Source organism: Bifidobacterium pseudolongum subsp. pseudolongum DSM 20099, from assembly GCF_000771225.1.
GTDB classification, from domain to species: domain Bacteria; phylum Actinomycetota; class Actinomycetes; order Actinomycetales; family Bifidobacteriaceae; genus Bifidobacterium; species Bifidobacterium pseudolongum.
The window spans coordinates 263351-285236 of the sequence record NZ_JDTZ01000005.1; the positions used below are offsets into that span (position 1 = coordinate 263351).

Below are 21886 nucleotides of genomic sequence, written 5' to 3' on the forward strand. Positions count from 1 at the left end.
ACTTTTTTCGTCGAAGCACACCTGCCGGTGTGTCGCGCCGGCGGAACATCCACGGCGGCCTGTGGATGGGCACACAAATAACCCAGTATACGGCGCACCCAAGCTATTCGCTGATGCGCTGGCGCAGCTGCAGCGTCAGCTCGGTGACGTATGTGTAGATTTGCGGGTTGTCTTTCATGCCTTCCGAGATCGTCTTGCAGTTGTGCATGACCGTGGTATGGTCGCGCCCGCCGAACACCTGGCCGATGTTCACGAGGCTCATGCTCGTCAGGTCGCGCGTCAGGTACATGGCGATCTGGCGTGCGATCGTCACGTTCTTGGTGCGGGTGGGGCCCACGAGGTCGTCGAACGTGAGGTGGAAATACTTCGCCACACGGCCGATGATGTCGGTCGGCTTGAGCTCGATGTCAGTCGAGAAGAAGTCCTGCAGCGTCTGCTCGGCGAGGATGCGCGTGACCGGCTGGTTGTTGAGCGAGGCGAGCGCCGTCACACGGTTCAGCGCGCCTTCGAGCTCGCGGATGTTGTCGGTGAACCGCTCGGCGATCAGGTCGAGCACGTCGTTGGGCACATACGTGCCGTTCGTGGAGACGAGCATGCGCAGAATCGCGATGCGCGTCTCGAGGTCCGGCGGCTTGACGTCGACGGTCAGGCCCTGCTCGAAGCGCGAGATGAGTCGTGCTTCGAAGCCCTTGAGGTTCTTCGGTGGTACGTCGGACGCGATGACGATGCGCTTGTTGTTCTGGTAGAGCGAGTTGAACGTGTGGAAGAACTGCTCGAGCGTCGACTCCTTGTCTCCCAGGAACTGGATGTCGTCGATGAGCAGCACGTCGATCTCGCGGTATTTGCGGTTGAACTCGTTGATGCGGCTTTCCCCGCTCGCCTTGTCGGCGCGCAGCGAGTCGATGAACTCGTTGGTGAACTCCTCGCTCGTCACATAGCGCACGCGCGTGCCGGGCTGCTTGAGCAGCGCGTAGTTGCCGATCGCGTTGAGCAGATGGGTCTTGCCCAGGCCCGATCCGCCGTAGATACACAAGGGGTTGAAGTCCTGGCCCGAGCCTTCCGCCACGGCGAGCGCCACGGTGCGCGCGAAGCGGTTCGAATCGCCGGGCACGAAGGTGTCGAACGTGTCGTTGCGGTTGAGGTGCGTCTCCGGGTCGAGTGACGGCTTGCGCTGGCGGTCCTTCATCGGCACCTGCGGGAACGAGCCGGTGGATGCGGGCATGTCGAAGTTCGTGCCGGGCATGATGTCTTCGAAGGTCTGTACCACGGCCTCGTCGTAATGCGTGGCGGGCTTGGCCGGGGCGGCGGACCCGCGCGGCGCCGCTTCGGCCGCGGCCGGTTTCGCACGGCTCGGCGCGCGTTCGGCCTCGACCTGCGCCCCGGGCGGCGTGGCGCGCGTGGAGGACTGCAGGATCTTGAACGCGGGGAACAGTTCGATGCCGCCGTTGGCCACCTTGAGCGCCTGCAGCAGCACGGAGTTGAGGTCGGTCTGCAGCATGCGCTGGGTTTCGTTGTTCTCCACGGCCAAAATGATCGTGGTGCCGTAGATCGCCTCGGGCAGCACGCCTTCGAACCACCCCTTCTGCCGGGCGGACAGTGTCGCGTTGCCGCGTAGAAGGGTAAGCGCGTTCGACCAGATCAGGGCTGATTGGGTGCCCGGATCGAGATTGTCTCCGCTCATAGCTGCATCTCCACTGTCATCAGAAAAAACCTAACAGCATATGTTTACTCCGACTGAAGGAAGTTATCCACATGCTTGCGTGTTGAAAACACTGGATTTGTGAATAACATTGGTGTAGTTTGTGGATAAGTCCCTGTGAGTTTCCCCATAGATTGCAACGATTCTGTGGATTTTCCGCCCCGCGTATCCACTGCGGTTGCGGCTGTGCCGTAGGCTGACTTGGAGCCGCCCTCCCCGCGGGGTAGGGGTATCGGTAGATTAGTAGGGATTGTGTCAAGAAGCGCCATGCGTGAAACATGGCGCGTACGTTTTAACGGGAGCATCAACCATGAAGAGGACCTTCCAGCCGAACAACCGCCGCCGTCACATGAAGCACGGCTTCCGCGCCCGCATGCGCACCCGCGCCGGCCGCGCCATCATCAATCGTCGTCGTTCCAAGGGCCGCAAGACCCTCTCCGCCTGATTCCATCTGACGGCGAAGTGGAACGGCTCAAGAGCCACCGCGAATTCGTAGCCGTCCTGCGCCACCGCCGCCGCGTGTCAAGCCACGACATCGTGTTGCATTACCGCATGCGCGCCGCAGGTGAGCGTGCCCACGGCAACGTGGGGTCGGACGTGCGCGTCGGCCTGGCCGTTTCCAAGGCAGTGGGCAACGCGGTCACGCGCAACGCGGTCAAACGCCGCTTTCGCGTGCTCGCCCGGCGGTACGAACATGAGCTGCCCGGGCAATGCGACATCGTATTGCGCGCCAAGCCGAGTGCGGCGGGCGCGCAGTTCGCGTCACTCGACGCGCAGATGGCGCAGCTGTTCCGCGCGGTGCATACGAAGACGGATCAGTCGGCAGGCCAATCGTGACATTACATGCAGGGCAGGTGATGATTCGCTGCATCCGCTGGTACCAACGGCGGATTTCGGCGAATACCCCGCCCTCATGTCGTTATTACCCCTCATGTTCCAACTACGCGCTCCAGGCCATCGGCCGGTACGGGGCGTTCCGTGGCGGCCTGCTCGCCGCACTGCGCCTGCTGCGCTGCCGTCCGTGGAGTGCGGGCGGCATCGATGACGTGCCGCAGCGGTTCTCATTGTTCTACAGATTTTCCTGGTCACGCGCGCACGAAGAGCCGCGGCTGACCCCATTGCCTCACGACGAGAAGGAGTGAACGGCCAGATATGTCGGATAATTTTCTTTTGGATAGCGGATTCTGGGGGTGGCTGTACAAGCTGCTGACCCCGGTGGAGTGGCTCATGACGCAGGTCATGTACTGGTTCCACAAATTGCTCACGCTCATCGGCATGCCGGCCGTGGGCCTTTCCTGGGTGCTCTCGATCATCTTCCTCGTGATCGTGGTGCAGGCCTGCGTCTTCCCGCTGTTCTACAAGCAGATGAAGTCGATGCGCGGCATGCAGGCGATCCAGCCGAAGATGATGAAGATCCAGAACAAATACAAGGGCAAGAACGATCCCGCGAGCAGAGAGGCGATGCAGCGCGAGATGATGAAGCTCTACAAGGACAACAACGCCAATCCGGCGGGGTCGTGCCTTCCGATGCTCATCCAGGGCCCGGTCTTCATGTGCATGTTCTACGTGCTTTCGGCCATTCCGTACATCGCCCGCGGCAAGCGCGCGCCACTGGGCGCCTTTGACGTGGCCACCGCGCAGGAGTTCTCCTCGACTACGTTCTTCGGCACCAAGGTCTCCGACACGTTCACCACCGCCGGCACAAGCGGCAAGATCGTCATCGGCATCTTCGTGTTCGCCATGTGTGCGTGCCTGTGGTACATGCAGTGGAACACGATGCGCCGCAACACCGCGCCCGCCTCGATGAACAAGCAGACCGAACGCATGCAGAAGATGATGCTGTGGGTGTTCCCCGTCATGTATATCTTCTCCGGTGTGGCCATGCCGTTCGCCGTGCTCGTCTACTGGCTCGCCAACAACATCTGCAACCTGCTGCGTTCGTTCTGGCAGCTGCACGAGTTCCCGACCCCGGGTTCGCCCGCCGCGGAGGACAAAGAGAAGCGCGACCACGACAACGAGAACAAGCGCCGCGCCGCCAAGGGCTTGCCGTCGATCGAGGAGGAGAAGCTCATCGAGGCCAAGCAGGAGGCCGAGCGCAAGGCCTCGCAGGGCCACCAGCGCCAGCAGCCGCAGCGCAAGAACCGCCGCAAGAAATAAGCGCTGCGCCACTGCGAATCCATGCATATCCCCGCGCCCCTCACCCGAAGGGCGCGGGGATTTTCGATACCGATGCGTGTTGTTCCATACCGTTGTTTTACACTTGGGAACGACCTGTGTAAGTACGGGCGCCCGCGCACATCGCCCCGGGCGCGCCTGAAGGCCCCATGCCCGGGCTATGAACGAAGGAGCAGTTATGGTGCAGGACGACGAGAAGACAATCGAACAACTCAATGAAGAGGCGGACATCGCCGCCGACTACCTCGAGGGTCTGCTCGACGTGGCCGATTACGAAGGCGACATCGAGATGGGTGTGCGCAACAACCGCCCGATGGTGCAGATCGTGGCCGACGATGACACCGACATCAAGCACCTGATCGGCCGCAATGGCGAAGTGGTCGACGCGCTCCAGCAGCTGTGCCGCCTGGCCGTGCAACAGCAGACCGGCGAACGTTCGCACCTGATCGTGGACGTGGACGGCTTTTTGAAGCGCCGCCGCCAGATCCTGCGCGACATGGCGCTCGACGCGGTCGACGACGTGCGCGAGACCGGCGAGCCGGTGGATTTGAATCCGATGAACTCGTTCGAACGCAAGATCATCCACGATGTGGTGCGCGATGAGGGCCTGCGTTCGCGTTCGCACGGCGAGGAACCGAAGCGTTACGTGACCGTCTACCTCAAGCACGAGGCCGTGGACGACGACGAGTTCGAAGACGACGAGGAGTACATCGTCGAGGACTGACAATTCCGGTTTCACGCAAGGCGCCCCGGTGCATCTGTGCCGTGGCGCCTTGCTCCGTTGAGCGCGCCGGTGGTGCGCCGCGCGATAGGATGGTGCATTATGAGTGTCGAGATCCATACCGACGAGCAGCTCGCCGATTCGCCTGTGTTGCAGGCCGTGTTCGGTGAGGCGCTGCCGAAAATCGAGGTGTTTCACGGGAAACTGCAGGCCGAAGGCGAGGAGCGTGGCTTGATCGGCCCGCGTGACGTGGACATCATCTGGGAGCGCCACCTGCTCAATTCCGCCGCGATTGTGCCATTTGTGGCGGAAAAGACCGAAGGCCGCCAATTCAAGACCGTGGCCGACCTGGGCAGTGGCGGGGGATTCCCAGGGCTTGTGATCGCCGCGATGCTGCCCGACCGCCTGGTCACCTTGATCGAACCGATGGAGCGGCGCATCGAATGGCTCAACGAATGCGTGGACGCCATGGAATTGGCCAACGTGAAGGTCGTGCGTGGCCGCGCCGAAGAGGCGATCGCCTCGCTGCGCATGCACAACGGCCAGGGCCGTGGCAAAGTTGCGGTGACCGATGACCTGTACCAGGCGGTCACGCACCCGTTCGCCGTGGTGACATGCCGCGCAGTGGCGCCGATGACGAAGCTCGCCGGATGGGCGTTGCCGCTCGTGGAGCCGAAGGGCGCGCTTGTGGCGCTCAAAGGCCGGTCCGCGCAGGCCGAGATCGACAAGGCGAAGCCGATGATCAAGCGCTTCGGCGGCATCAAACCCCGTGTGGTGACCGCGCCGGTTGCCGATGGCTTCGAATCGACGCAAGTGGTGATCGTCGATAAGCGCTGAGTGGAGCGCCAGTGGCGTTAATGGTATGGCTTCACGTGAGTTGTCCACAGGTTTTGTGTAGCCGAAAAAGTTATCCACAATCGGTGGGTGGTGGAGTTAAAGTGCCCACAATCCATTGAAATCATTATGGTTTCACCCACCGTGCAATATACGGGTCACGCCGTATATTGCACACATCATCCACAGTTATCCACACCCAATCCACACCGGTGTGAAACCGTGAAATACCCGTGAATCTGTCCATACGAATGAAGAGACTGTAACGTATTGCGACTTAGAGGAGGTCCGTCTTCGTGACTCAGCAAGGGAACACCCCCGGCATGGAAAGCGCAACCGAAACCATCGCACGCATCTTCTCCGACGACCAGTCCGGTGTCGGTTCGGAGATCGCCGGGCTTTCGGCGCGCTACGAGCGCATCAACGAAGCCGTGTTCGACCCGCCGGCGCAGACGCGCCGCATCGCCGTGGCGAACCAGAAGGGCGGTGTGGGCAAGACGAGTACCGCGGTGAACATGGCTGCGGCACTGGCCCTCGCCGGCATGCGCGTGCTCGTGGTGGACATGGATCCGCAAGGCAACGCCTCCACCGCGCTCGGCGCCAAGCACAACTCGGGCGACCCGTCCGTCTACGACGTGATCGAAGGCCGCGCCACGGTCGCCGACGTGATGCAGACGTGCCCCGAATTCGAAACACTGCAGGTGGTGCCGGCCTCGATCGACCTGTCCGGCGCCGACCTTGAGCTCGCCGACATGCCTGACCGCAACAACCTGATGCGCAAGGCGCTCGACGCGTTCCTGGCCGAAACGCCCGTGCATTACGACTACGTGTTCGTCGACTGCCCGCCGAGCCTCGGCCTGCTCGTGATCAACGCGATGTGCGCGGTCAACGAGATGCTCATCCCGATCCAGGCGGAATACTACGCGCTCGAAGGGCTGGGCCAACTCATCAACACGATCGGCCTCGTGCAGTCGAACTTCAACCCCGAACTGCTCGTCTCCACGATGCTCGTGACGATGTTCGACCGCCGCACGTTGCTCAGCCGCGAAGTGTACGAGGAAGTCAAAACGCACTACCCGAGCATCGTGCTCGACACAACGATCCCGCGCACGGTCAAGATCTCGGAAGCGCCGAGCTTCGGCCAGAGCGTGATCTCGTACGACCCGCGCGGCAAAGGCGCGGTCTCGTACCGCGAAGCCGCGTACGAGCTCAACAGCCGGTCCACGGTGGTCCTGGAAACCCTTGCGTCGAGGAGAAACGAGAACTGATTATGGCATCGAAATCACGTTTGGGCCGAGGGCTCGGTGCGCTGTTTCCGTCACTGCCAGGCGAAGAGCCGGCCAAGCCGGCCGTCGAACCGGAAGAGCCTGCGCCGGCACCACAGCCGGTACGCAAGCGTGCGGCCGCCGGGCGCCCCACGCGCACACGCAAAGCGCAGCCCGCGGCGCCCGCCGAAACCGCCATGCCGGCAGGCCCGATCTCGCCCCTCGAATCGACGATTCCGTCGATGGGTGAGATGACGCGCCATGCGGAGACCGTCTCGAAGCTCGCGGCGCCGATGACGCTGCAGCCGGAAGCCGCCGAGCACAAGCCGGTGGCGCAGGCGCCCGCCAAGCCGCAGGCCAAGGCGCCGGCAGCCAAGTCCGCGAAGCGCGCCGCGATGCCGGCGATCAGCGACATGGCCCACCCGAGCGACATGTTCTTCGACGGCACGCCGATTGCGCCGAAGGCGGGCGTGGATGCGAAGCCGGCGGCCGAACCGCGGCTCAAGCCGGTCGAAGGCGGCTATCTTGTGGAACTCGAGACCGCGCAGATCGGGCCGAACCTGCACCAGCCGCGCACGGTGTTCAATGACGACGAACTGCGCGAACTCGCCGAATCGATCAAGGAAGTCGGTGTACTGCAGCCGATCGTGGTGCGCAAACGCCCGGCGGAGCAGATCCGCGCGGCGCATGCCCAGCCGCAGCAGGAGGGCGGCGACCGGTTCGCCGACCGCATGGACAGCGAATACGAGCTGATCATGGGCGAGCGCCGCTGGCGCGCGTCACAGCTCGCCGGACTCGCGACGATCCCCGCGATCGTCAAGACGACCGCCGACGACTACATGCTGCGCGACGCGCTGCTCGAGAACCTGCACCGCGTGGCGCTCAACCCGCTCGAAGAGGCGGCCGCGTACCAGCAGATGATCGACGAGTTCGGCCTCACGCAGCTGCAGCTCGCGAAGTCGGTCTCGAAGTCACGCCCGCAGATCGCGAACACGCTGCGCCTGATGAACCTGCCGGCGAGCGTGCAGAAGCGCGTGGTGGCGGGGCAGATCTCGGCGGGCCATGCGCGCGCGCTGCTCGGTCTGCCGAGCGACGCGGCCATGGAGAAGCTCGCGCAGCGCATCGTGGACGAGGGGCTTTCCGTGCGCAGCGTCGAGGAGATCGTCTCCATGCAGACGGCCGACCAGCCGAAGAAACCGAAGGCGAACAAGCACAATCCATGGGCGGGGTCGCCGATCCAGCTCAATCTGGAGAAGCGCTTCGACACCAAAGTCTCCATCAAGGGCTCCGAGCAGCATGGGCGCATCGAGATCGTGTTCTCGTCGCCGGAGGAGATGGACCGCATCATCGCCCTCCTCGACCCGCAGTAAGCGGCTGCTGGAGGCATGCCTTGATGCATTCCGCGTGGTTGACGCCGCCATACGTGTTCCTTTGGGTCCCGCAGCTGTGCGCGCTTGCGTTCCTCGCGCTCATCGTGCGGTTCGACCGCCGCTCGCTGTGGTCGGGATTCGCGCTGTTCGTGCTCATCATGACGGTCGGCGTGACCGCGGCGTGCCTCTTCGTCGACACGATGGACCTTGTGCCAAGCCAGTGGATCCGCACGGTGATGCTGTGGATCGGGCTGCTCGCGGCCGCCGTCATCGCCGCCTTCCCCGTGCTCCTGGGCGTGTTCCTGACCGCGGAGGGCTGCCGTCTGCTGCGCAGGGAGGGTGTGTCGCCCGCCAATTGCCTTTCGCTTGCGGCCGGCCTCTTTGTGCTGTTGGACCTGACGCTCATCCCGTATCTTGCGTCGCTCGTGCGCAATGCGGCGGTCACGTGGCTGTTCGCGCTCGCGTCCGCGTGTGTGCTGTTCTTCTCCGCGCAGCTCGCGATCTACTGCCTGTCGGCGTTCGTCAATCTGGTGCATGTGGGCAAGCCGAGGGGACTCAGGCAGATCGTGGTGCTGGGCTCGGGCATCTTCGGGACGGCTGTGCCGCCGCTGCTGGGCAACCGCATCCGCAAAGGCATCCAGCTGCAGCATGATGCCCCGCACGCCGTGCTCATCCTTTCCGGCGGCCAAGGGCCCGGCGAAGACATCCCCGAAGGGCGCGCGATGATGGCGTGGGCGCTGGAGCACGGGGCGGACCCGTCGCGGACGATCGCGGAAGAACGCTCGCGCAGCACCGAGGAGAACCTTGCATACTCGGCACGGCTGTTCCCCGACCCCACCGGAAAGACGGCAATCGTCTCGACACGGTACCACGTGCTGCGCGCGCTGTTCATCTCCAAACGGCTGCATATGGACGCCGTCGGCTACGGCTCGGCGGCCACATGGTATTTCTCGCTCAACGCGATGCTGCGCGAGTTTATCGCGTTCGTCGTCATGACGCGCAAGCGGCAGGTGGTCGTGCTGTGTGCGCTGCTCGCACCGCTCTGGCTCACGGCGCTCGCCGACGTGGCATAGTGGATCGCGCCGGCGAGCTGAGCCACGCCGGCGCGAGCCCTACGCCTCCGCGGCCTCGGCCACAAGCGACTCGAGGTACGCCTGCACGTCGAGCGCGGCTCGGCAGCCGGTGCCCGCGGCGCTGATCGCCTGCTGGTAGACCGGGTCGGCGCAGTCGCCGGCTGCGAACACGCCCGGCACATTGGTGCGCGTGGAGGCGCCTTCGACGACGATGTACCCGTGGTCGTCGAGTTCGACTGCGCGGCCAAGGAAGGCGGTCTGCGGCACCTGGCCGGCGGCGATGAACACGCCGTTCGCGGGCAGTTCGCCCGTCTCCCCGCTGACGACGTTGCGGATGCTCACCGAGGTGACGCCCTTGCCGTCGCCGTTGATGCGCTCCACCACCGTGTTCATCATCACGTCGATCGCCGGGTTCTCGAGCGTGCGGTCGACCATGATCTGCGAGGCGCGGAACTGGTCGCGCCGGTGCAGCAGCGTGACCGACGACCCGAAGCGGCTGAGGAACCCGGCCTCCTCCATCGCGGAGTCGCCGCCGCCGACCACGACGATCGGCTTGCCACGGAAGAAGAAGCCGTCGCATGTGGCGCAGAACGAGACGCCCTTGCCGGAGTATTCCTCTTCGCCGGGCACATCGAGGTGCCGGTAGTACGAGCCGGTGGCGATGATCACGGCGCGCGCCTGGTAGACGTCGCCGCCCGAACAGGTGACCGTCTTGACCGTCTCGTCGAGCCGCGTGGATTCGACGTCGTCGAACACGATCTCGGCATTGAAGCGTTCGGCCTGGCGCTGCATGTTCTCCATGAGATCGGGGCCCATGATGCCGTCGGGGAAGCCGGGGAAGTTCTCCACTTCGGTTGTGTTGACGAGCTGGCCTCCCGGGGTGAGTGCGCCCGCCACGACGAGCGGCTTGAGGCCTGCACGGCCCAGGTAGATGGCTGCGGTGTATCCGGCGGGGCCGGATCCGATGATGATGACGTCGCGAATTTCACTCATGCTCCCACAATAGGCGCATCGGCATGGGTATTCCGCGGTTCCACTCATAGCTCATGCGCCGTTCCCTATAATGTGGGTATGGCTGCACACACCGCGCGGCGGAAGGAGGAGCCATGGCGCATCGCACGACCCTGCGCGACATCGCGCACGAAGTGGGCGTTTCGGTCACCACCGTCTCGCTTGTGCTCAACAACCGGCTGGCGCGCGTCTCCGACGAGACCCGCGCGCAGATCTTCGAAACCGCCAAACGGCTGCGGTATGTGCCCAACCAGAACGCGCGCAGCCTGCTCACCAAGCGCACGATGCTCATCGCGCTCATCGTGCCCGACATCGAGAACCTGTTCTTCGCCGCGCTCGCGCGCTGCCTCGAGGAATCATGCCAGGCGGCCGGCTACGAGCTTGTCATCGCGAATTCGAACGACCGGCGCGCGGTGGAGCGCGACCTGCTGCAGCATGTGGTGGCGCGCGGTGTGGACGGCTTGTTCCTGATTCCCGCGCGCGAATCATACGCCGACGAGGTGGGACTGCGCGAAGACGTGCGCCGTGTGCCGTGCCCGGTGACGCTGATCGATCGTCTGGTGTCCGCACAGTGGTGCGACGGCGCGGGGTTCGACAATGTGCTCGGCGGTGCCCTGGCCGCGCGCAGGCTGCTTGAGGCCGGACATACGCGCATTGGGTGCATTTCTGGCGATGGGCGCGAAGGCAGCGCCAACCGCCGCCGGCGCGGGTTCGCCAACGTGCTCGAGCAGGCCGGCGTGCCGCTTGAACCGGCGCTCGACGTGGCCGGCGACTACCGCTTTGACGGCGGGTACGCCGCCACGGCCGCCATGGTGGACAACGGCGCCACGGCGGTGTTCTGCTGCAACGACCTGATGGCGATGGGCCTGCTGCGCGGTCTGCGCGAACGCGGGCTTTCTGTGCCCGCGGACATGTCGGTGATCGGCTACGACAACATCATGGAACGCTTCGGCATGCAGATCGAGGTGACAACGGTCGAGCAGGATGTGGCACAGCTTGCGCGCGCCGCATGGGAGCTGCTCTCGGCGCGCATCGGGGCGCCCGGCGAGGGCCACCCGTGGCTCGCCGAGCCGCGCACCCGGGTGCTTGCGCCGTGTCTTGTGGACAAAGGCAGTGTGCGCGACCTGAGCTGACCTTTGTATGGCGTGTGTAGCGCATGGCTGTGCCGGTGGGGTGCGCGACACGCTGACAGCTGACGGATTTTGACGGGCCCCGTGAAAGGGATATGATGAAGTCAACACAGTGATAAAACGTTTTATCACTCGGACCGGCTCAGCCGGATCCACTTCAATGAGGAAGGACGGACCCATGAAGAAGATGATTCTTGATCTGGACACCGGCGTCGATGATGCGCTTGCCATCTCGTACGCGCTCGGCAGTCCGGAAGTGGAACTCATTGGCATCACCGGCACCTACGGCAATGTGCTGATGGAGCAGGGTGTGCGCAACGCGCTCGCGATCACCGAACTGCTCGGCCACCCCGAAGTCAAGGTGTACCGCGGACTTGACCACTCGAGCACCACGGATTCGTTCCAGGTGCTCGAGATCTCGAGCTTCATCCACGGCCAGAACGGCATCGGGGAAGCGGTGATCGCGGACTCCACGCGCGACGCGGAGGATACCCCGGCGGTGGACTTCATCATCGACGCCGTGAAGACCTACGGCAAGGACCTCGTGTACGTGCCGACCGGCCCGCTGACGAACCTCGACGCTGCAATCGCCCGTGCCCCCGAAATCGTCGATGAGATCGGACGCGTGGTACTGATGGGCGGCGCGCTCACCGTGCCCGGCAATGTGAATGCCTGGACCGAGGCGAACATCTCGCAGGACCCGGACGCCGCCAACCGCGTGTTCCGCTCGGGCATCCCCGCCACTATGGTGGGCCTCGACGTGACGCTGCAGACGCTGCTCACCTACAAGGAGACGCAGCGCTGGCGCGACCTGGGCACCCCGGCGGGCGCATTCCTGGCCGACATGACCGATTTCTACATCAAGGCCTACGAGACGACCGCCCCGCATCTGGGCGGCTGCGGCCTGCACGACCCGCTCGCCGTGGGCGTGGCCGTCGACCCGACGCTCGTGACCACGCTGCCGATCAACATGAAGGTGGACGTGGAAGGCCCCACCCGCGGGCGCACAATCGGTGACGAGACCCGCCTCAACGACCCCGTCAAGACGATGGACGCCGCCGTCGGTGTCGACGTGCCGCGCTTCCTCGACGAATTCATGACCCGCATCTCCACGTTGGCCGCCAACGCCGCCTGAAAGGACAGTACGATGACCACCGCAACCACCAAGGGTGCCATCGACCCGTATGCCGATCCGGGCACCGCGAGCCGCACCGCCGTCAAGGCGCTCATCATGCTGCTCATCACGTTCATCATGGGCACGTTGTGCCTGCAGGGGTTCAACCTCGTCTTCGTGCAGATCGGCGCCGACGTGGGCGCCGCCGATCAGGCGTCGTTGATCACCGCCATCCCGAGCATCGTGCTCGGCATCGTCTCGTTCATCTACGGGTCGCTCAGCGATTTCGTCTCATTGCGCCGCATGGTCGTGTTCGGGGTGCTCACGCTGTTCGTGGGTTCCGTCTTCGGCTTCGTGGCCTCGTACTTCATCAACGGTGGCCTGTGGGTCGTCATCATCGCCCGCATGCTGCAGACAATCGGCGGCCAGGTGGCCGGCTCGGTGTACCTCGTCATGGCCACCAAGTACCTCGCCACGCACCTCAAGGTGATCTTCTTCGGCCTGTTCACCGCCGGATACCAGCTGTCCGCGGCCATCGGCGTGTTCGCCGCCGGCCTGCTCAGCTCGGTGGCATGGCAGTACCTGTTCCTGATCCCCGCCGTCTCGATCGTGTTCCTGCCGTTCCTGATGAAGTGGCTGCCCGGCCATGGCACGAGCGGCGACCGCATCGACTGGGTCGGCTTCACCGTCTTCGGCGTGGCCGTGGCGTTCCTGACGCTCTTCTTCTCGTACATGAGCTGGTGGATGCTCATTGTGGCCGCGGTGCTGTTCATCGCGTTCGGCATCTACATCGCCAAGGCCCGCAACCCGTTCATCACGCCGTCGTTCTTCAAGAACGTGCGTTGGCTCCTCGCGATCAGCCTGATCCTGCTGTTCTACTTCACGAACTACTGCATCTCGCCGATCTTCAATGCGATCGGTGCGGACGTGTACGGCATGAGCACCGGCCAGGTCTCCGCGTACATCGTGTGGGCCTTCATCGTGGCCACCGTCATGGGCACGAGCTCGGGCGCCATCGTCGGCCGTATCGGCCAGACCGCCTCGATCGTGATCGCCGCGTGCCTCATGATCGCCGGGTTCGTCGGCTCCGCGTTCGCCGTCAACGCCGGATTCTGGGTGCTCACGCTGTGCGCATGCGTCTACTACGCCGGCTGCGGCCTCATGTATTCGCCGCTCGTGGCCACCGTGCTCGACACCCTGCCGGTCGACCAGTCCGGCCGTGGTGTGGGCATGAATGACCTCGTGATGAACGTGACCGCCTCAATCGGCATCGCCATCTTCGGTGGACTCATGACCACGCAGGCGCTCGCCGGCTCCTCGTTCACCGGCGCCTCCGGCTCGTCCGCCGGCTACGCCAACCTGCTGCTCATCGGCGGCATCGTGATCGCCGCCGGCCTCGTGGTCTTCCTGCTGATCCGCCGCAAGGTCTACGCAGGTGAGACGAAGGCCGAAGAGCACGAGCCCGGTCCGGTCGAGGCCTGACCCCACGGGCCCGCGCGGCACCTGCTGCCGACGCGGGCCCACTCATTTTCCGCGACAATCGCACCTGTTCATCCGCCCCACCCGAAAGGACGCGCCCACCATGGACACCACATCATTCCCTTTGCAACTCCTCGAACACATGCACGGCACCGTCGCCGTGGTCGGCTCCATGAACGTGGACTACACGATTACCACCGCACGTCTGCCCGAACCCGGCGAAACGGTCAACGGCGGCCCGCTCGTGCTGCTGCCCGGCGGCAAATCCGGCAATCAGGCCGCGGCCGCCGCGCTGCTCGGCGCCGACGTGCGCATGTTCGGCGCCGTCGGCTCGGACAGCAATGCCGACTTCCTGCTCGGGCACCTCGCCGCCGCCGGCGTCGACACGTCGCATGTGCGGCATGTCGACGGCCCGAGCGGCCTGACCGTGATCACCGTCGACGACACGGCCGAAAACACGATCGTCTATTCCGCTGGCTCGAACGCGCAGGTGAGCGTGGACTACGTGGAATCGAAAATCGGCGAACTGACCGGCGCCGACGTGCTCGGCCTGTGCCTGGAAAGCCCGATCGAGACCGTGACGGCGTGCGCGCGCATGTGCCATGAGGCCGGCGTGCGCGTGCTGCTCAACGATTCGCCGTTCACCGCAGACCTGCCCGCGGAGTTGATCGAGCACACCGACATCCTGCTCGTCAACGAGATCGAGATGGCGCAGCTGCTCGACCTGCAGGCGCCCGCGGACGACGACTGGTCCGCGTTCGACTGGCCGCTCGCGCTCGAACGCCTTGAGGCGATCGGCATCCGGCAGGCCGTCGTGACGCTCGGCGCCGACGGTTCGGTCGTGCTCGACGCCACCGCCGACGAACACGTGACGCGCATCGCTCCGGTGCGCGTGGACGCCGTCGACACGACCGGCTGCGGTGACTCGTTCATGGGCACCGTGCTCGCCGGGCTCGCGTCCGGATGGTCGCTCGCGGCCTCCGCGCGCGCCGCCGCCTACGTCTCCGCCTATGCGGCCACCGGCCGCGGTGCGCAGGCCTCGTATGGCACGCCGGCGCAGATCCGTGCCAGGTTCGAAGCCTAGAAGGCCTGCACCGAATCGATGAACAGCTGGTTGCCAGGCAGGCTGTCCATCGGCACCCACATCACAATGTCCTGCGTGTCGACCGGCTTGGTGAACTTCACCTCGGTCGTGCCGCCGTCGGCGAATGTGAACTCGGCCACCTGTTCGCCGGCGGTCGGGTCGCCGGCCGTGTTGACACGCACATACCCCTTGCCCCCGGAGGAGCGGATCTTCACGACGATGCGCGAGACATCCTCCTTCTTCTCGAGGTGCAGGTAGTAGCCGTAGCCCTGCTGGCCGTTGGGGCGGTCCAGGAAGGTCTGGTTCGCCACCGGGTACGCCGTGGTGTTCTCCGGCTTCGGCGTCTCCGTTTTCGTCTCGGTGGGCTCGGGGGCCGCGTTGTTCTGCGGCGAGGCCACATCATCGCCCTTGCGCTGGCCGAAGGGCACGTCGTCGAGGTCCATGTTGGGCCAGTAGTTCTGCTGCTGGCGGTTGATGCCGAACAGCGAGCCGGTCGTGGCGATGCTGTGCACGGCGAAGCCGAGCGCCGCGAGCACCGCCACAATGCAGACGATGATGGCCGCCTTCTTCGTCTTCGATGACCTGCGCTCCTCGAACGCCGCCTTGTCGGCGGCCGTCGGCTCACGGTTGTCTTGCGGCGCGAAGCTCGGCGGCAGCGCCGGCGCGCCCATCACATATGTGGCGTCGATATCGGCATGTTCCTGCTCGAGCGCACGCTGCGAGGCCGATCCGTCAGGCACCTCGTTGCCATAGCTGTCGATGATCGGGATGCGCCCGGTCGCGCCCACGCCGTCGGTCGGGTCGGACGACCCGTCGCGCAGCTTCGACACGTCAATCGGCACGGTCATGCGCTGCGGCTGCAGCGGCGGTTCCAACGGGTTGTTCGGGTCGAAGGCCGAGAACATCTCGGTGGCGTCTTCGGGCTGCAGTTCGGGGATCTGGCTCGAGGCGCCCGTGTAGTCCTCGCCTTCCATGAGCGCCTTGCTGTGGCTCCACAGTGCTTTGAGCGAGCCGGCGTTGAGCGCCTGCGTCTGCGCGCCGAGCTCCTCGTCCTCAATGTCTTCCTCTTCGGCCACGTCCATATGCGCGAACGGGATCGTGGGCAGCGTCTGCGACGAGGCGAGCGATTCAGGGATCGGCAGAATGTCGGCAGGCAGCGCGGGGCTGACCATCGCGCGCACGATCGAGCACGCGCCCTCCACGCCCGTCAAACGCAAGTCGTGGCGCGTCAGTACCGGGAACTGCTTGACCGGCCCGAGCAGCATCTCGAGCTCGGCGAGCGTGACGAGCGGCACCGCAGGCGCGCCGTCTTCGGGCAGTTCGAGCCCGCGTTTGACGATGACGCGCAGCTCGGTGGGTGTGTCCGCCGGCAGCGCGTCGAGCGAGAAGCGCGGGTTCATCGTGGACGGCGTGCGCGTGAGCATGCCATACAGCACGCCCGCGAGCTGGCGGATCGCGCGGCGTGCGGGATTGTCGCCCGGCTGCGCGTTCGACGTGTCGGCGAGCGCCTCGCTCACCGGCGTATCCGCGAGCTGCACGCCGCTGCGTGTGAGGCGCACGGTGTCGGTCGACAGGGCGTGGTGCGTGAGGCTGTCGGCCTGCAGGGCTTTGACGGCGGCCGCGGCTTCGGCGATGATCGTGCGCATGGCCTCGTAGCTCAGCGGGGACTGTCCGTGCATGTATTCGGTCAGTGAGACGCCTGCGTCGAGCTGCGTGAGCACCACGGCGACCTGGCCGTCGTGCTGCAGTTGGATGACGGGGGTGAACCGCGCGTCCTTCGACGAGGCAAGTGTGCCGGCGAGCGCGTTCGTGCTTTCGAGCACGGCCTTGTTGCTGACGATGAAGAGCTGGCAGTCGCGTGAGAGCACGCGGTCGTTGGCTTTCCATGCCTGCAGACCCGCCTCCTCACGCAACGGCGACACCAGCGTGTACCTGTTGAGAACGGTATCTCCTAAATGCGGCCTCATAGTTTCCCCTGGTATGTATGGCATGGACGGTGCTCCCGTCATTCTACCGACCGCACTGGTCGTGCGCGGTGCTGTGCCGGTGTCGTCGCCGGTGAGCGCAATCGGCGCGGCGGCGAGCTCGCTCGGCACGGGCGGATCGAGCTGTTCGAGTTCGTCAATCGGCTGGGGCAGCGGGATGACGCGGGTCTCGTCGGGGTCGTCCACGCCGGCTACGGCTGCGGCGATTGGCGCGATGACGCGCGTCTCGTCCGGGTCCCCGGCCGGCGCGGTCTCGCCTGCGGGCGTGCGGTGCAGACGGCGCTTGAACGTGTCGACGATCTGCAGCAGTTCCTGTGAACGCACGATCCACAGTGTGGCGATGTACGCGATGAGGATCAGCACGCCCAGGATGACCGCGGCGAGCACGTTGCGCAACCATGCGGCGATGCCCGACTGTCCAGGGTCGGTCACGTGCAGCCATGCGTAGACGGGGATGCGCGCGCCGAGGCCGACGACGACCGCCACCACGGTGGCGAGGACCGCCTTCGCGTAGGTGGCGGCGATGCGTTTGCCGTCGAGCGAGCCGTCGAACCGCCGGCGCAGCATGCGCACGAGCGGGATGAACGAGATCAGGTAGGCGGCCGAGACGCACACGGCGATCATGCCGGCCCACTGCGTGGGCGGCAACAGGTGAGTGCCGGTGAGGATCAGTCCGAGCTGCAGCATGTACATGATGAGCATGAACGTGAACGGCGAGCGCCCGTCTTCGAACGCGTAGAACGTGCGTTGGATGATCAGGTACGCGCTCGCGAGCGGCAGGCAGACGCTCAGGCCCATCAATGGACCGCACATGAGGATTGCTTGCGGCACGGCCACCGTCGGCAGCAGCGAGCGCGTGATCGCGAGCGGCATGATGATGAACGCGGCGGTGAAGAAGCACATGATCGTGCCCACGGTGCGCAGCGCGCGGCTCAGGTCGTCGCGCGCGCCGGCCATGTCGCGGTTCGCGAGCGCCTGCGAGATCTGCGGGAAGATCGCCGTGGCCACCGAGACGGCGATGAGTGAATACGGCAGCATGTAGATCGTGTACGCGTTCTGGTAGGTGGCGTTGCCGGCCACGTCGAACTGGTCGAGGTGCATCGTGCGTTCGGCGAGCGAGGGCGCGCCGGTCAGCACGCGCGTCGTGATGATGTTGGCGATCTGATCGATCACGACGATCCCGAGGCTCCATGCGGCGATCGGGCCCATCGTGCGCAGGCCGATGCCGCGCACGCCGAATTTCCAGTGGAACCGGAACCCGAGTCTGAACAGCGGGATGAACAGGATAATCGCCTGGAACGCCACGCCGAGCGTCCATGCGCCTGCGGTCAGCGCGATCTTCGGCGTGGTCCACTGGCCCGCCGACGACTGTGCGTGGTCGCCGAAGATCACGATGAACGCGGTGAAGCCGATGCAGCTGATCACATTGGCCCCCACCGAGCTCCATGCGTAGGCGCCGAAGCGGTTCTTGACGGCTAGGATCTGCCCGAGCACGGTGTACAGGCCGTAGAAGAAGATCTGCGGCGTGCACCACAGCGTGAACGCGCACGTGAGCGAAATCAGCTCGGGGCTGCCGTTCACGTACAGCCGTGTGATCCACGGCGTCAGCACGCCCATCAGCACGGTCACGGCGGCCAGCAGCGTCACGGCGAAGGTGACGATCTTGTTGAGCTGCTCTTCGGCGTTGTCGGCTTTGAGCGTACGCACGATGTGCGGTACGAGCACCGCGTTGAAGATGCCGCCTGAGACGAGCGTGTAGATGACCTGGGGGATCATCGAACCCGCCTGGTACGCGTTGGCGGCCATGCCGGTCGTACCGATCGCCGCCGCGAGCAGGATCGTGCGGATCTGCCCGGTGATGCGCGACGCGGCGGTGCCCGACGCCATGATGAGCGAATTGCGGCCTACGGAAGAACTCATTCGTCAGGATCCTTCTTGCGGTGGAACTGGCGCCACAGGCCCAGCAACCCAAGCACGACCGCGAGCGCGATGATCGCGATGCCGCTTTTGTCGCTCAGCTGTAGCGAACTGGTGATGGTGGTCTGCTGTACCGCGCCGAACGGCTGGTCGTGCCGGTCGAGCAGTTGTTCGCGCGCCACCGTGGTGCCGGACGTGGAGACCCGCACGACGAACGACGTCTGGGCCTCGCTGTTGGGACCCACGTCCACATCGCTCAACCGCGATGTGACGATCTCCATCGAATCGGTGAGTGACGAGACGCGCACACTGATCGGGTAGGGCAGTTTGTTGCTCACCGTGACGGGCATCGACGCCGTTTCGGAGACGACGTTGAGGCTGCCCGAAGGCACGAGCGTGATGCGGCTCAGCAGCGCGTCGGCGAAGCGTTGCGCGCCGTCCACCATCGCCGTGCGCGCCGAGGCGTGCGGCGAGAGCGCGGGCAGTGCGAACGCGTCATGCGCCTGCAGCAGGTACTGCGCCCACGCGTCCGCGCTGAGTCGGGCGTCGGGTTGCGCGGATGCGGAAGGGGTAGCGGATGGCGACGCCTTCGCGCCCGCCGTGCCGGACTCCTGCACAGCAGCGGACGGGCTCGACCCATCGGCCGCCTGCGCGGGCTGGCCCGTGACGAGGATCGACGTGTTGAACCGCTCGATGTCGTCGCGGCTGCGGGCCAGCGCGTTGAGCGCCTCCAGCGCGCTCGAGACGGCCGGCATCTGCTGGCCGACGTATTGATTGATCAGGCCGGGCATCTGGCTGGGCTCGATTGCGGATTCGGCGGTCGCGAGCTCGTCGATCGAGGCGAGATGGACCCAGCTCGCGCTGCCGAGCGCGGTCATGAGCGAAGTGACGAACGCGCTGTTCGCGGATTCTCCGAAGCAGACGAGCAACGAACGTGACTCGTACGGCTGCTCCATCTGGTAGAACGCGCTCTGTGCGATCAGCCGTTGCAGGCGCCCCGCATCGGTCTGTTCGGCGCTCGCCTGCGCGCTTGTGGGCCGCTGTTGCGCAAGCGCGGAGAGCGTGGATTGCGCGGTCAGCACCGTCACTTCGCCATGGTCGGTGGGCACGTGATAGGTCTCCGTCGTGGCCGTTGCGTCGTCCTGCAGCGCGAAGTCACGCGTGGCCACAACGGTCTCGTAGCCTTGTGCGCGCGCGGTGTTGAGCGCTTGCATCGTCCAGCTGCCTTCGCCCTGCCAGGCGATGACGCGTGCCTGGGCACGTTCGTCGCCGAGGGCCGAGCGCAGCAGGTTGACGCCGGTTTCGGCGTGCCAAGCCTGGTCGTTGATGCCGGCGCGCGTGTAGGCGCCGGCATCGCCCATGCGCGCGTACGTCGTCACATCGAACATGCCCGGTTGGCTGATCGCCTGCACATGCGGCGTGCCGATCGCGCGCAATACGAGCGGGTCGCCCACGATCTGCAGGTGTTCGAAGCGCGCGGCCAGCTCGTCTTTCGCCTTCAGCGCGCGCACATCGTCGGCGCCGAGCGTCACCGCGTCGCTTGGGCGCACGCTGCCCGAGCCAGAGGAGAGCAGTTCGTCGGTCACGGCGGTGTTCGCCCGCCAACCATGCGACGTCAGCGGCATCGCCACAGTCAGGTTGATCGCGGGCGTGCGCTCGCCGTGCAGGCCTGCTTGGCTGCGCGTCAGGAACGTCTGCAGGGGGGTTGTGCCGGGCAGCGGACCGCCGTCCTCGCCGATGAGTTCGAGCGCGAGCGGGCGCGGGCCCCACGCGGTCAGCGCCCGCAACTGCGCGGCGTCCGCGTGCAGTTCGCCGTGCACGGTGCGCGCCCCATCCGTCTCGACCGTGCCCACGTCGATCGTGAGCAGTTCGTCCGGGGTGGGGATCACCGTGGTGCCTTCTGCCCACGCCTGCACGTCGGAGCGCGAGACGAAATTGTATTGGGCGTTCGTGCGCACGGCGAGACGCGCGTGCTCGATGGCGGCCGCGCCATGGTTCTCTATGGTGACGCGCACGGCGAATCCCGAAGAATCGGTGACGACGGGCGTGATTTCCTCGATCTGCAGCGCCACAGGGGAGGCGCTTGGCTGCGTGACGCCGTCGGTGGGCTCCTGTGCCCACGCGGGCGCGGCGCCGAGCGGCGCGAACAACGTGAGCAGCACCGCGAGCAGCACCGCAATGGTGCACCCGACACCGCCGTAGATGCGTCCAGTGGTGTGCGGATGGTTCACGGTCAGCCCTGCCTGTTCAGTTTCCTTGCGTACAGCCATGCAATCTTACGCTCATTGGGGTAACTGAGCACGTCGTCGAGGTCGGCGAAGTCCACCCAGATGGCGTCTTCGGCCTCATGGTCGGGGTCGCCTTCCACCGTGAGCTCGCCGCCGATCTGCCGCAGAGCGAAGTGATGCACGAGTTTGTGCACGCGCTGGCTGGTTCCAGTGAACCAATAGTCTATCGTGGCGATCGAATCGACCACCTCGCCCAGGATGCCCGTCTCCTCGTGCACTTCGCGCACGGCGGTCTGCTGCGGCGTCTCGCCCTTTTCGATGTGCCCCTTCGGCAGGCACCATTCCAAGTGGCCGCTGCGCGAATGGCGCGCGATGATCGCCACACGGCCGTGGTCGTCGAACACGAGGCCGCCAGCCGAGTATTCGCGCACCACGGGCAGTTCCTGCGCGTCGAGCGAGGCGAATGTGGCAGGGCGGTCGCTTGTGCGCCTGCGCGGCATCATCGCCGGCGTCGGCGTGGCGTCGGCCTGCTCGTGCGGGCTCGGCGCGGCCGGTTTCGCGTGTGCGGCCGCGGCCAAGCGCTCACGCAACTGCGCGGGCGTGGGAATCGGGTTGCCCAAGGATTCGCCCTGTGGCAGCCCCGTCGACTGCGAGGTGTACAGCAGCTCGTCCGGCTCGAGCGGATCGGCCGCGTTCAGGGTATGGTGAACCGCAGCGTTGGCATGCATGCGTGCAACGTCTGCGGGTGTAATCATGTACTCCACCTTACTCATGTTTTTATGCAGATGGGGTAACGGTATG

General features: G+C 65.4%; 18 protein-coding genes. 13 read left to right on the forward strand and 5 right to left on the reverse strand.

What is annotated here, in order from left to right; genetic code table 11:
- Nucleotides 1-103 precede the first annotated feature (103 nt).
- On the reverse strand, nt 104-1681 hold the full coding sequence (dnaA, locus tag OU02_RS05810) for a chromosomal replication initiator protein DnaA (protein ID WP_026643890.1): 1578 nt from the start codon (nt 1679-1681) through the stop codon (nt 104-106).
- A gap of 328 nt (nt 1682-2009) precedes the next feature.
- On the opposite strand from dnaA, the gene rpmH reads away from it, so the two are divergent.
- The 9 genes from rpmH (at nt 2010) to OU02_RS05850 (ending at nt 9137) form a co-directional block, all read left to right on the forward strand.
- A complete protein-coding gene (gene rpmH / locus OU02_RS05815; RefSeq protein ID WP_026643891.1) occupies nt 2010-2144 on the forward strand; it encodes a 50S ribosomal protein L34 in 135 nt (44 codons plus the stop codon).
- A 17-nt stretch (nt 2145-2161) separates the two neighbouring features.
- Complete coding sequence (gene rnpA / locus OU02_RS05820) at nt 2162-2536, forward strand: ribonuclease P protein component (protein WP_022857857.1); 375 nt, start codon at nt 2162-2164, stop codon at nt 2534-2536.
- Nucleotides 2537-2556: 20 nt separating this feature from the next.
- A complete protein-coding gene (yidD, locus tag OU02_RS08575; RefSeq protein WP_054321385.1) occupies nt 2557-2841 on the forward strand; it encodes a membrane protein insertion efficiency factor YidD in 285 nt (94 codons plus the stop codon).
- 10 nt (nt 2842-2851) lie between these two features.
- On the forward strand, nt 2852-3856 hold the full coding sequence (yidC, locus tag OU02_RS05825; RefSeq protein ID WP_033489259.1) for a membrane protein insertase YidC: 1005 nt from the start codon (nt 2852-2854) through the stop codon (nt 3854-3856).
- A gap of 196 nt (nt 3857-4052) precedes the next feature.
- Nucleotides 4053-4598, forward strand: a complete 546-nt coding sequence (locus OU02_RS05830) for a Jag family protein (RefSeq protein ID WP_033489260.1) — start codon at nt 4053-4055, stop codon at nt 4596-4598.
- Nucleotides 4599-4697: 99 nt separating this feature from the next.
- Nucleotides 4698-5432, forward strand: a complete 735-nt coding sequence (gene rsmG / locus OU02_RS05835; RefSeq protein WP_033489261.1) for a 16S rRNA (guanine(527)-N(7))-methyltransferase RsmG — start codon at nt 4698-4700, stop codon at nt 5430-5432.
- A gap of 320 nt (nt 5433-5752) precedes the next feature.
- On the forward strand, nt 5753-6697 hold the full coding sequence (locus tag OU02_RS05840) for a ParA family protein (protein WP_033489262.1): 945 nt from the start codon (nt 5753-5755) through the stop codon (nt 6695-6697).
- Nucleotides 6698-6699: 2 nt separating this feature from the next.
- Nucleotides 6700-8064 (forward strand): ParB/RepB/Spo0J family partition protein, encoded by a 1365-nt coding sequence (locus OU02_RS05845; protein WP_033489264.1) that lies wholly within the window; start codon nt 6700-6702, stop codon nt 8062-8064.
- 23 nt (nt 8065-8087) lie between these two features.
- Nucleotides 8088-9137, forward strand: a complete 1050-nt coding sequence (locus OU02_RS05850; RefSeq protein ID WP_033489266.1) for a YdcF family protein — start codon at nt 8088-8090, stop codon at nt 9135-9137.
- Nucleotides 9138-9176: 39 nt separating this feature from the next.
- Here OU02_RS05850 and trxB read toward each other — a convergent pair whose 3' ends face one another.
- Nucleotides 9177-10130 (reverse strand): thioredoxin-disulfide reductase, encoded by a 954-nt coding sequence (trxB, locus tag OU02_RS05855; protein ID WP_033489267.1) that lies wholly within the window; start codon nt 10128-10130, stop codon nt 9177-9179.
- Between the two features lie 113 nt (nt 10131-10243).
- Here trxB and OU02_RS05860 point away from each other — a divergent pair, with 113 nt between their 5' ends.
- From OU02_RS05860 to OU02_RS05875, 4 genes are all read left to right on the forward strand, one after another.
- Nucleotides 10244-11281 carry a LacI family DNA-binding transcriptional regulator gene (locus OU02_RS05860; RefSeq protein WP_033489269.1) on the forward strand — a complete coding sequence of 346 codons (1038 nt, stop codon included), beginning with the start codon at nt 10244-10246 and terminating at the stop codon, nt 11279-11281.
- A 175-nt stretch (nt 11282-11456) separates the two neighbouring features.
- Nucleotides 11457-12413, forward strand: a complete 957-nt coding sequence (locus tag OU02_RS05865) for a nucleoside hydrolase (protein ID WP_033489270.1) — start codon at nt 11457-11459, stop codon at nt 12411-12413.
- 12 nt (nt 12414-12425) lie between these two features.
- Entirely contained in the window at nt 12426-13874 is a 1449-nt protein-coding gene (locus OU02_RS05870) for an MFS transporter (RefSeq protein ID WP_051918326.1), read from the forward strand.
- A gap of 100 nt (nt 13875-13974) precedes the next feature.
- Nucleotides 13975-14955 (forward strand): ribokinase, encoded by a 981-nt coding sequence (locus OU02_RS05875; RefSeq protein ID WP_033489271.1) that lies wholly within the window; start codon nt 13975-13977, stop codon nt 14953-14955.
- On the opposite strand, the gene OU02_RS05880 is transcribed toward OU02_RS05875, so the two are convergent.
- Genes OU02_RS05880 through OU02_RS05890 form a run of 3 tightly spaced genes read right to left on the reverse strand, consistent with a single transcriptional unit; the run spans nt 14952 to nt 21840 of the window.
- Nucleotides 14952-18860 (reverse strand): murein biosynthesis integral membrane protein MurJ, encoded by a 3909-nt coding sequence (locus OU02_RS05880; protein ID WP_033489272.1) that lies wholly within the window; start codon nt 18858-18860, stop codon nt 14952-14954. The genes OU02_RS05875 and OU02_RS05880 overlap by 4 nt on opposite strands.
- Nucleotides 18857-21127 carry a DUF6049 family protein gene (locus OU02_RS05885; RefSeq protein ID WP_033489273.1) on the reverse strand — a complete coding sequence of 757 codons (2271 nt, stop codon included), beginning with the start codon at nt 21125-21127 and terminating at the stop codon, nt 18857-18859. The genes OU02_RS05880 and OU02_RS05885 overlap by 4 nt, the downstream gene beginning before the upstream one ends.
- Nucleotides 21091-21840 (reverse strand): NUDIX hydrolase, encoded by a 750-nt coding sequence (locus OU02_RS05890; RefSeq protein WP_033489275.1) that lies wholly within the window; start codon nt 21838-21840, stop codon nt 21091-21093. The genes OU02_RS05885 and OU02_RS05890 overlap by 37 nt, the downstream gene beginning before the upstream one ends.
- Nucleotides 21841-21886 lie beyond the last annotated feature (46 nt).

Excerpts from the sequence above, each read along its gene's own strand:
- dnaA (WP_026643890.1), bottom strand. The coding sequence starts at position 1,681 with ATGAGCGGAGACAATCTCGATCCGGGCACCCAATCAGCCCTGATCTGG.
- rpmH (WP_026643891.1), top strand. The coding sequence starts at position 2,010 with ATGAAGAGGACCTTCCAGCCGAACAACCGCCGCCGTCACATGAAGCAC.
- yidD (WP_054321385.1), top strand. The coding sequence starts at position 2,557 with ATGATTCGCTGCATCCGCTGGTACCAACGGCGGATTTCGGCGAATACC.
- yidC (WP_033489259.1), top strand. The coding sequence starts at position 2,852 with ATGTCGGATAATTTTCTTTTGGATAGCGGATTCTGGGGGTGGCTGTAC.
- OU02_RS05830 (WP_033489260.1), top strand. The coding sequence starts at position 4,053 with ATGGTGCAGGACGACGAGAAGACAATCGAACAACTCAATGAAGAGGCG.
- rsmG (WP_033489261.1), top strand. The coding sequence starts at position 4,698 with ATGAGTGTCGAGATCCATACCGACGAGCAGCTCGCCGATTCGCCTGTG.
- OU02_RS05840 (WP_033489262.1), top strand. The coding sequence starts at position 5,753 with ATGGAAAGCGCAACCGAAACCATCGCACGCATCTTCTCCGACGACCAG.
- OU02_RS05845 (WP_033489264.1), top strand. The coding sequence starts at position 6,700 with ATGGCATCGAAATCACGTTTGGGCCGAGGGCTCGGTGCGCTGTTTCCG.
- OU02_RS05850 (WP_033489266.1), top strand. The coding sequence starts at position 8,088 with ATGCATTCCGCGTGGTTGACGCCGCCATACGTGTTCCTTTGGGTCCCG.
- trxB (WP_033489267.1), bottom strand. The coding sequence starts at position 10,130 with ATGAGTGAAATTCGCGACGTCATCATCATCGGATCCGGCCCCGCCGGA.
- OU02_RS05860 (WP_033489269.1), top strand. The coding sequence starts at position 10,244 with ATGGCGCATCGCACGACCCTGCGCGACATCGCGCACGAAGTGGGCGTT.
- OU02_RS05865 (WP_033489270.1), top strand. The coding sequence starts at position 11,457 with ATGAAGAAGATGATTCTTGATCTGGACACCGGCGTCGATGATGCGCTT.
- OU02_RS05870 (WP_051918326.1), top strand. The coding sequence starts at position 12,426 with ATGACCACCGCAACCACCAAGGGTGCCATCGACCCGTATGCCGATCCG.
- OU02_RS05875 (WP_033489271.1), top strand. The coding sequence starts at position 13,975 with ATGGACACCACATCATTCCCTTTGCAACTCCTCGAACACATGCACGGC.
- OU02_RS05880 (WP_033489272.1), bottom strand. The coding sequence starts at position 18,860 with ATGAGTTCTTCCGTAGGCCGCAATTCGCTCATCATGGCGTCGGGCACC.
- OU02_RS05885 (WP_033489273.1), bottom strand. The coding sequence starts at position 21,127 with ATGGCTGTACGCAAGGAAACTGAACAGGCAGGGCTGACCGTGAACCAT.
- OU02_RS05890 (WP_033489275.1), bottom strand. The coding sequence starts at position 21,840 with ATGATTACACCCGCAGACGTTGCACGCATGCATGCCAACGCTGCGGTT.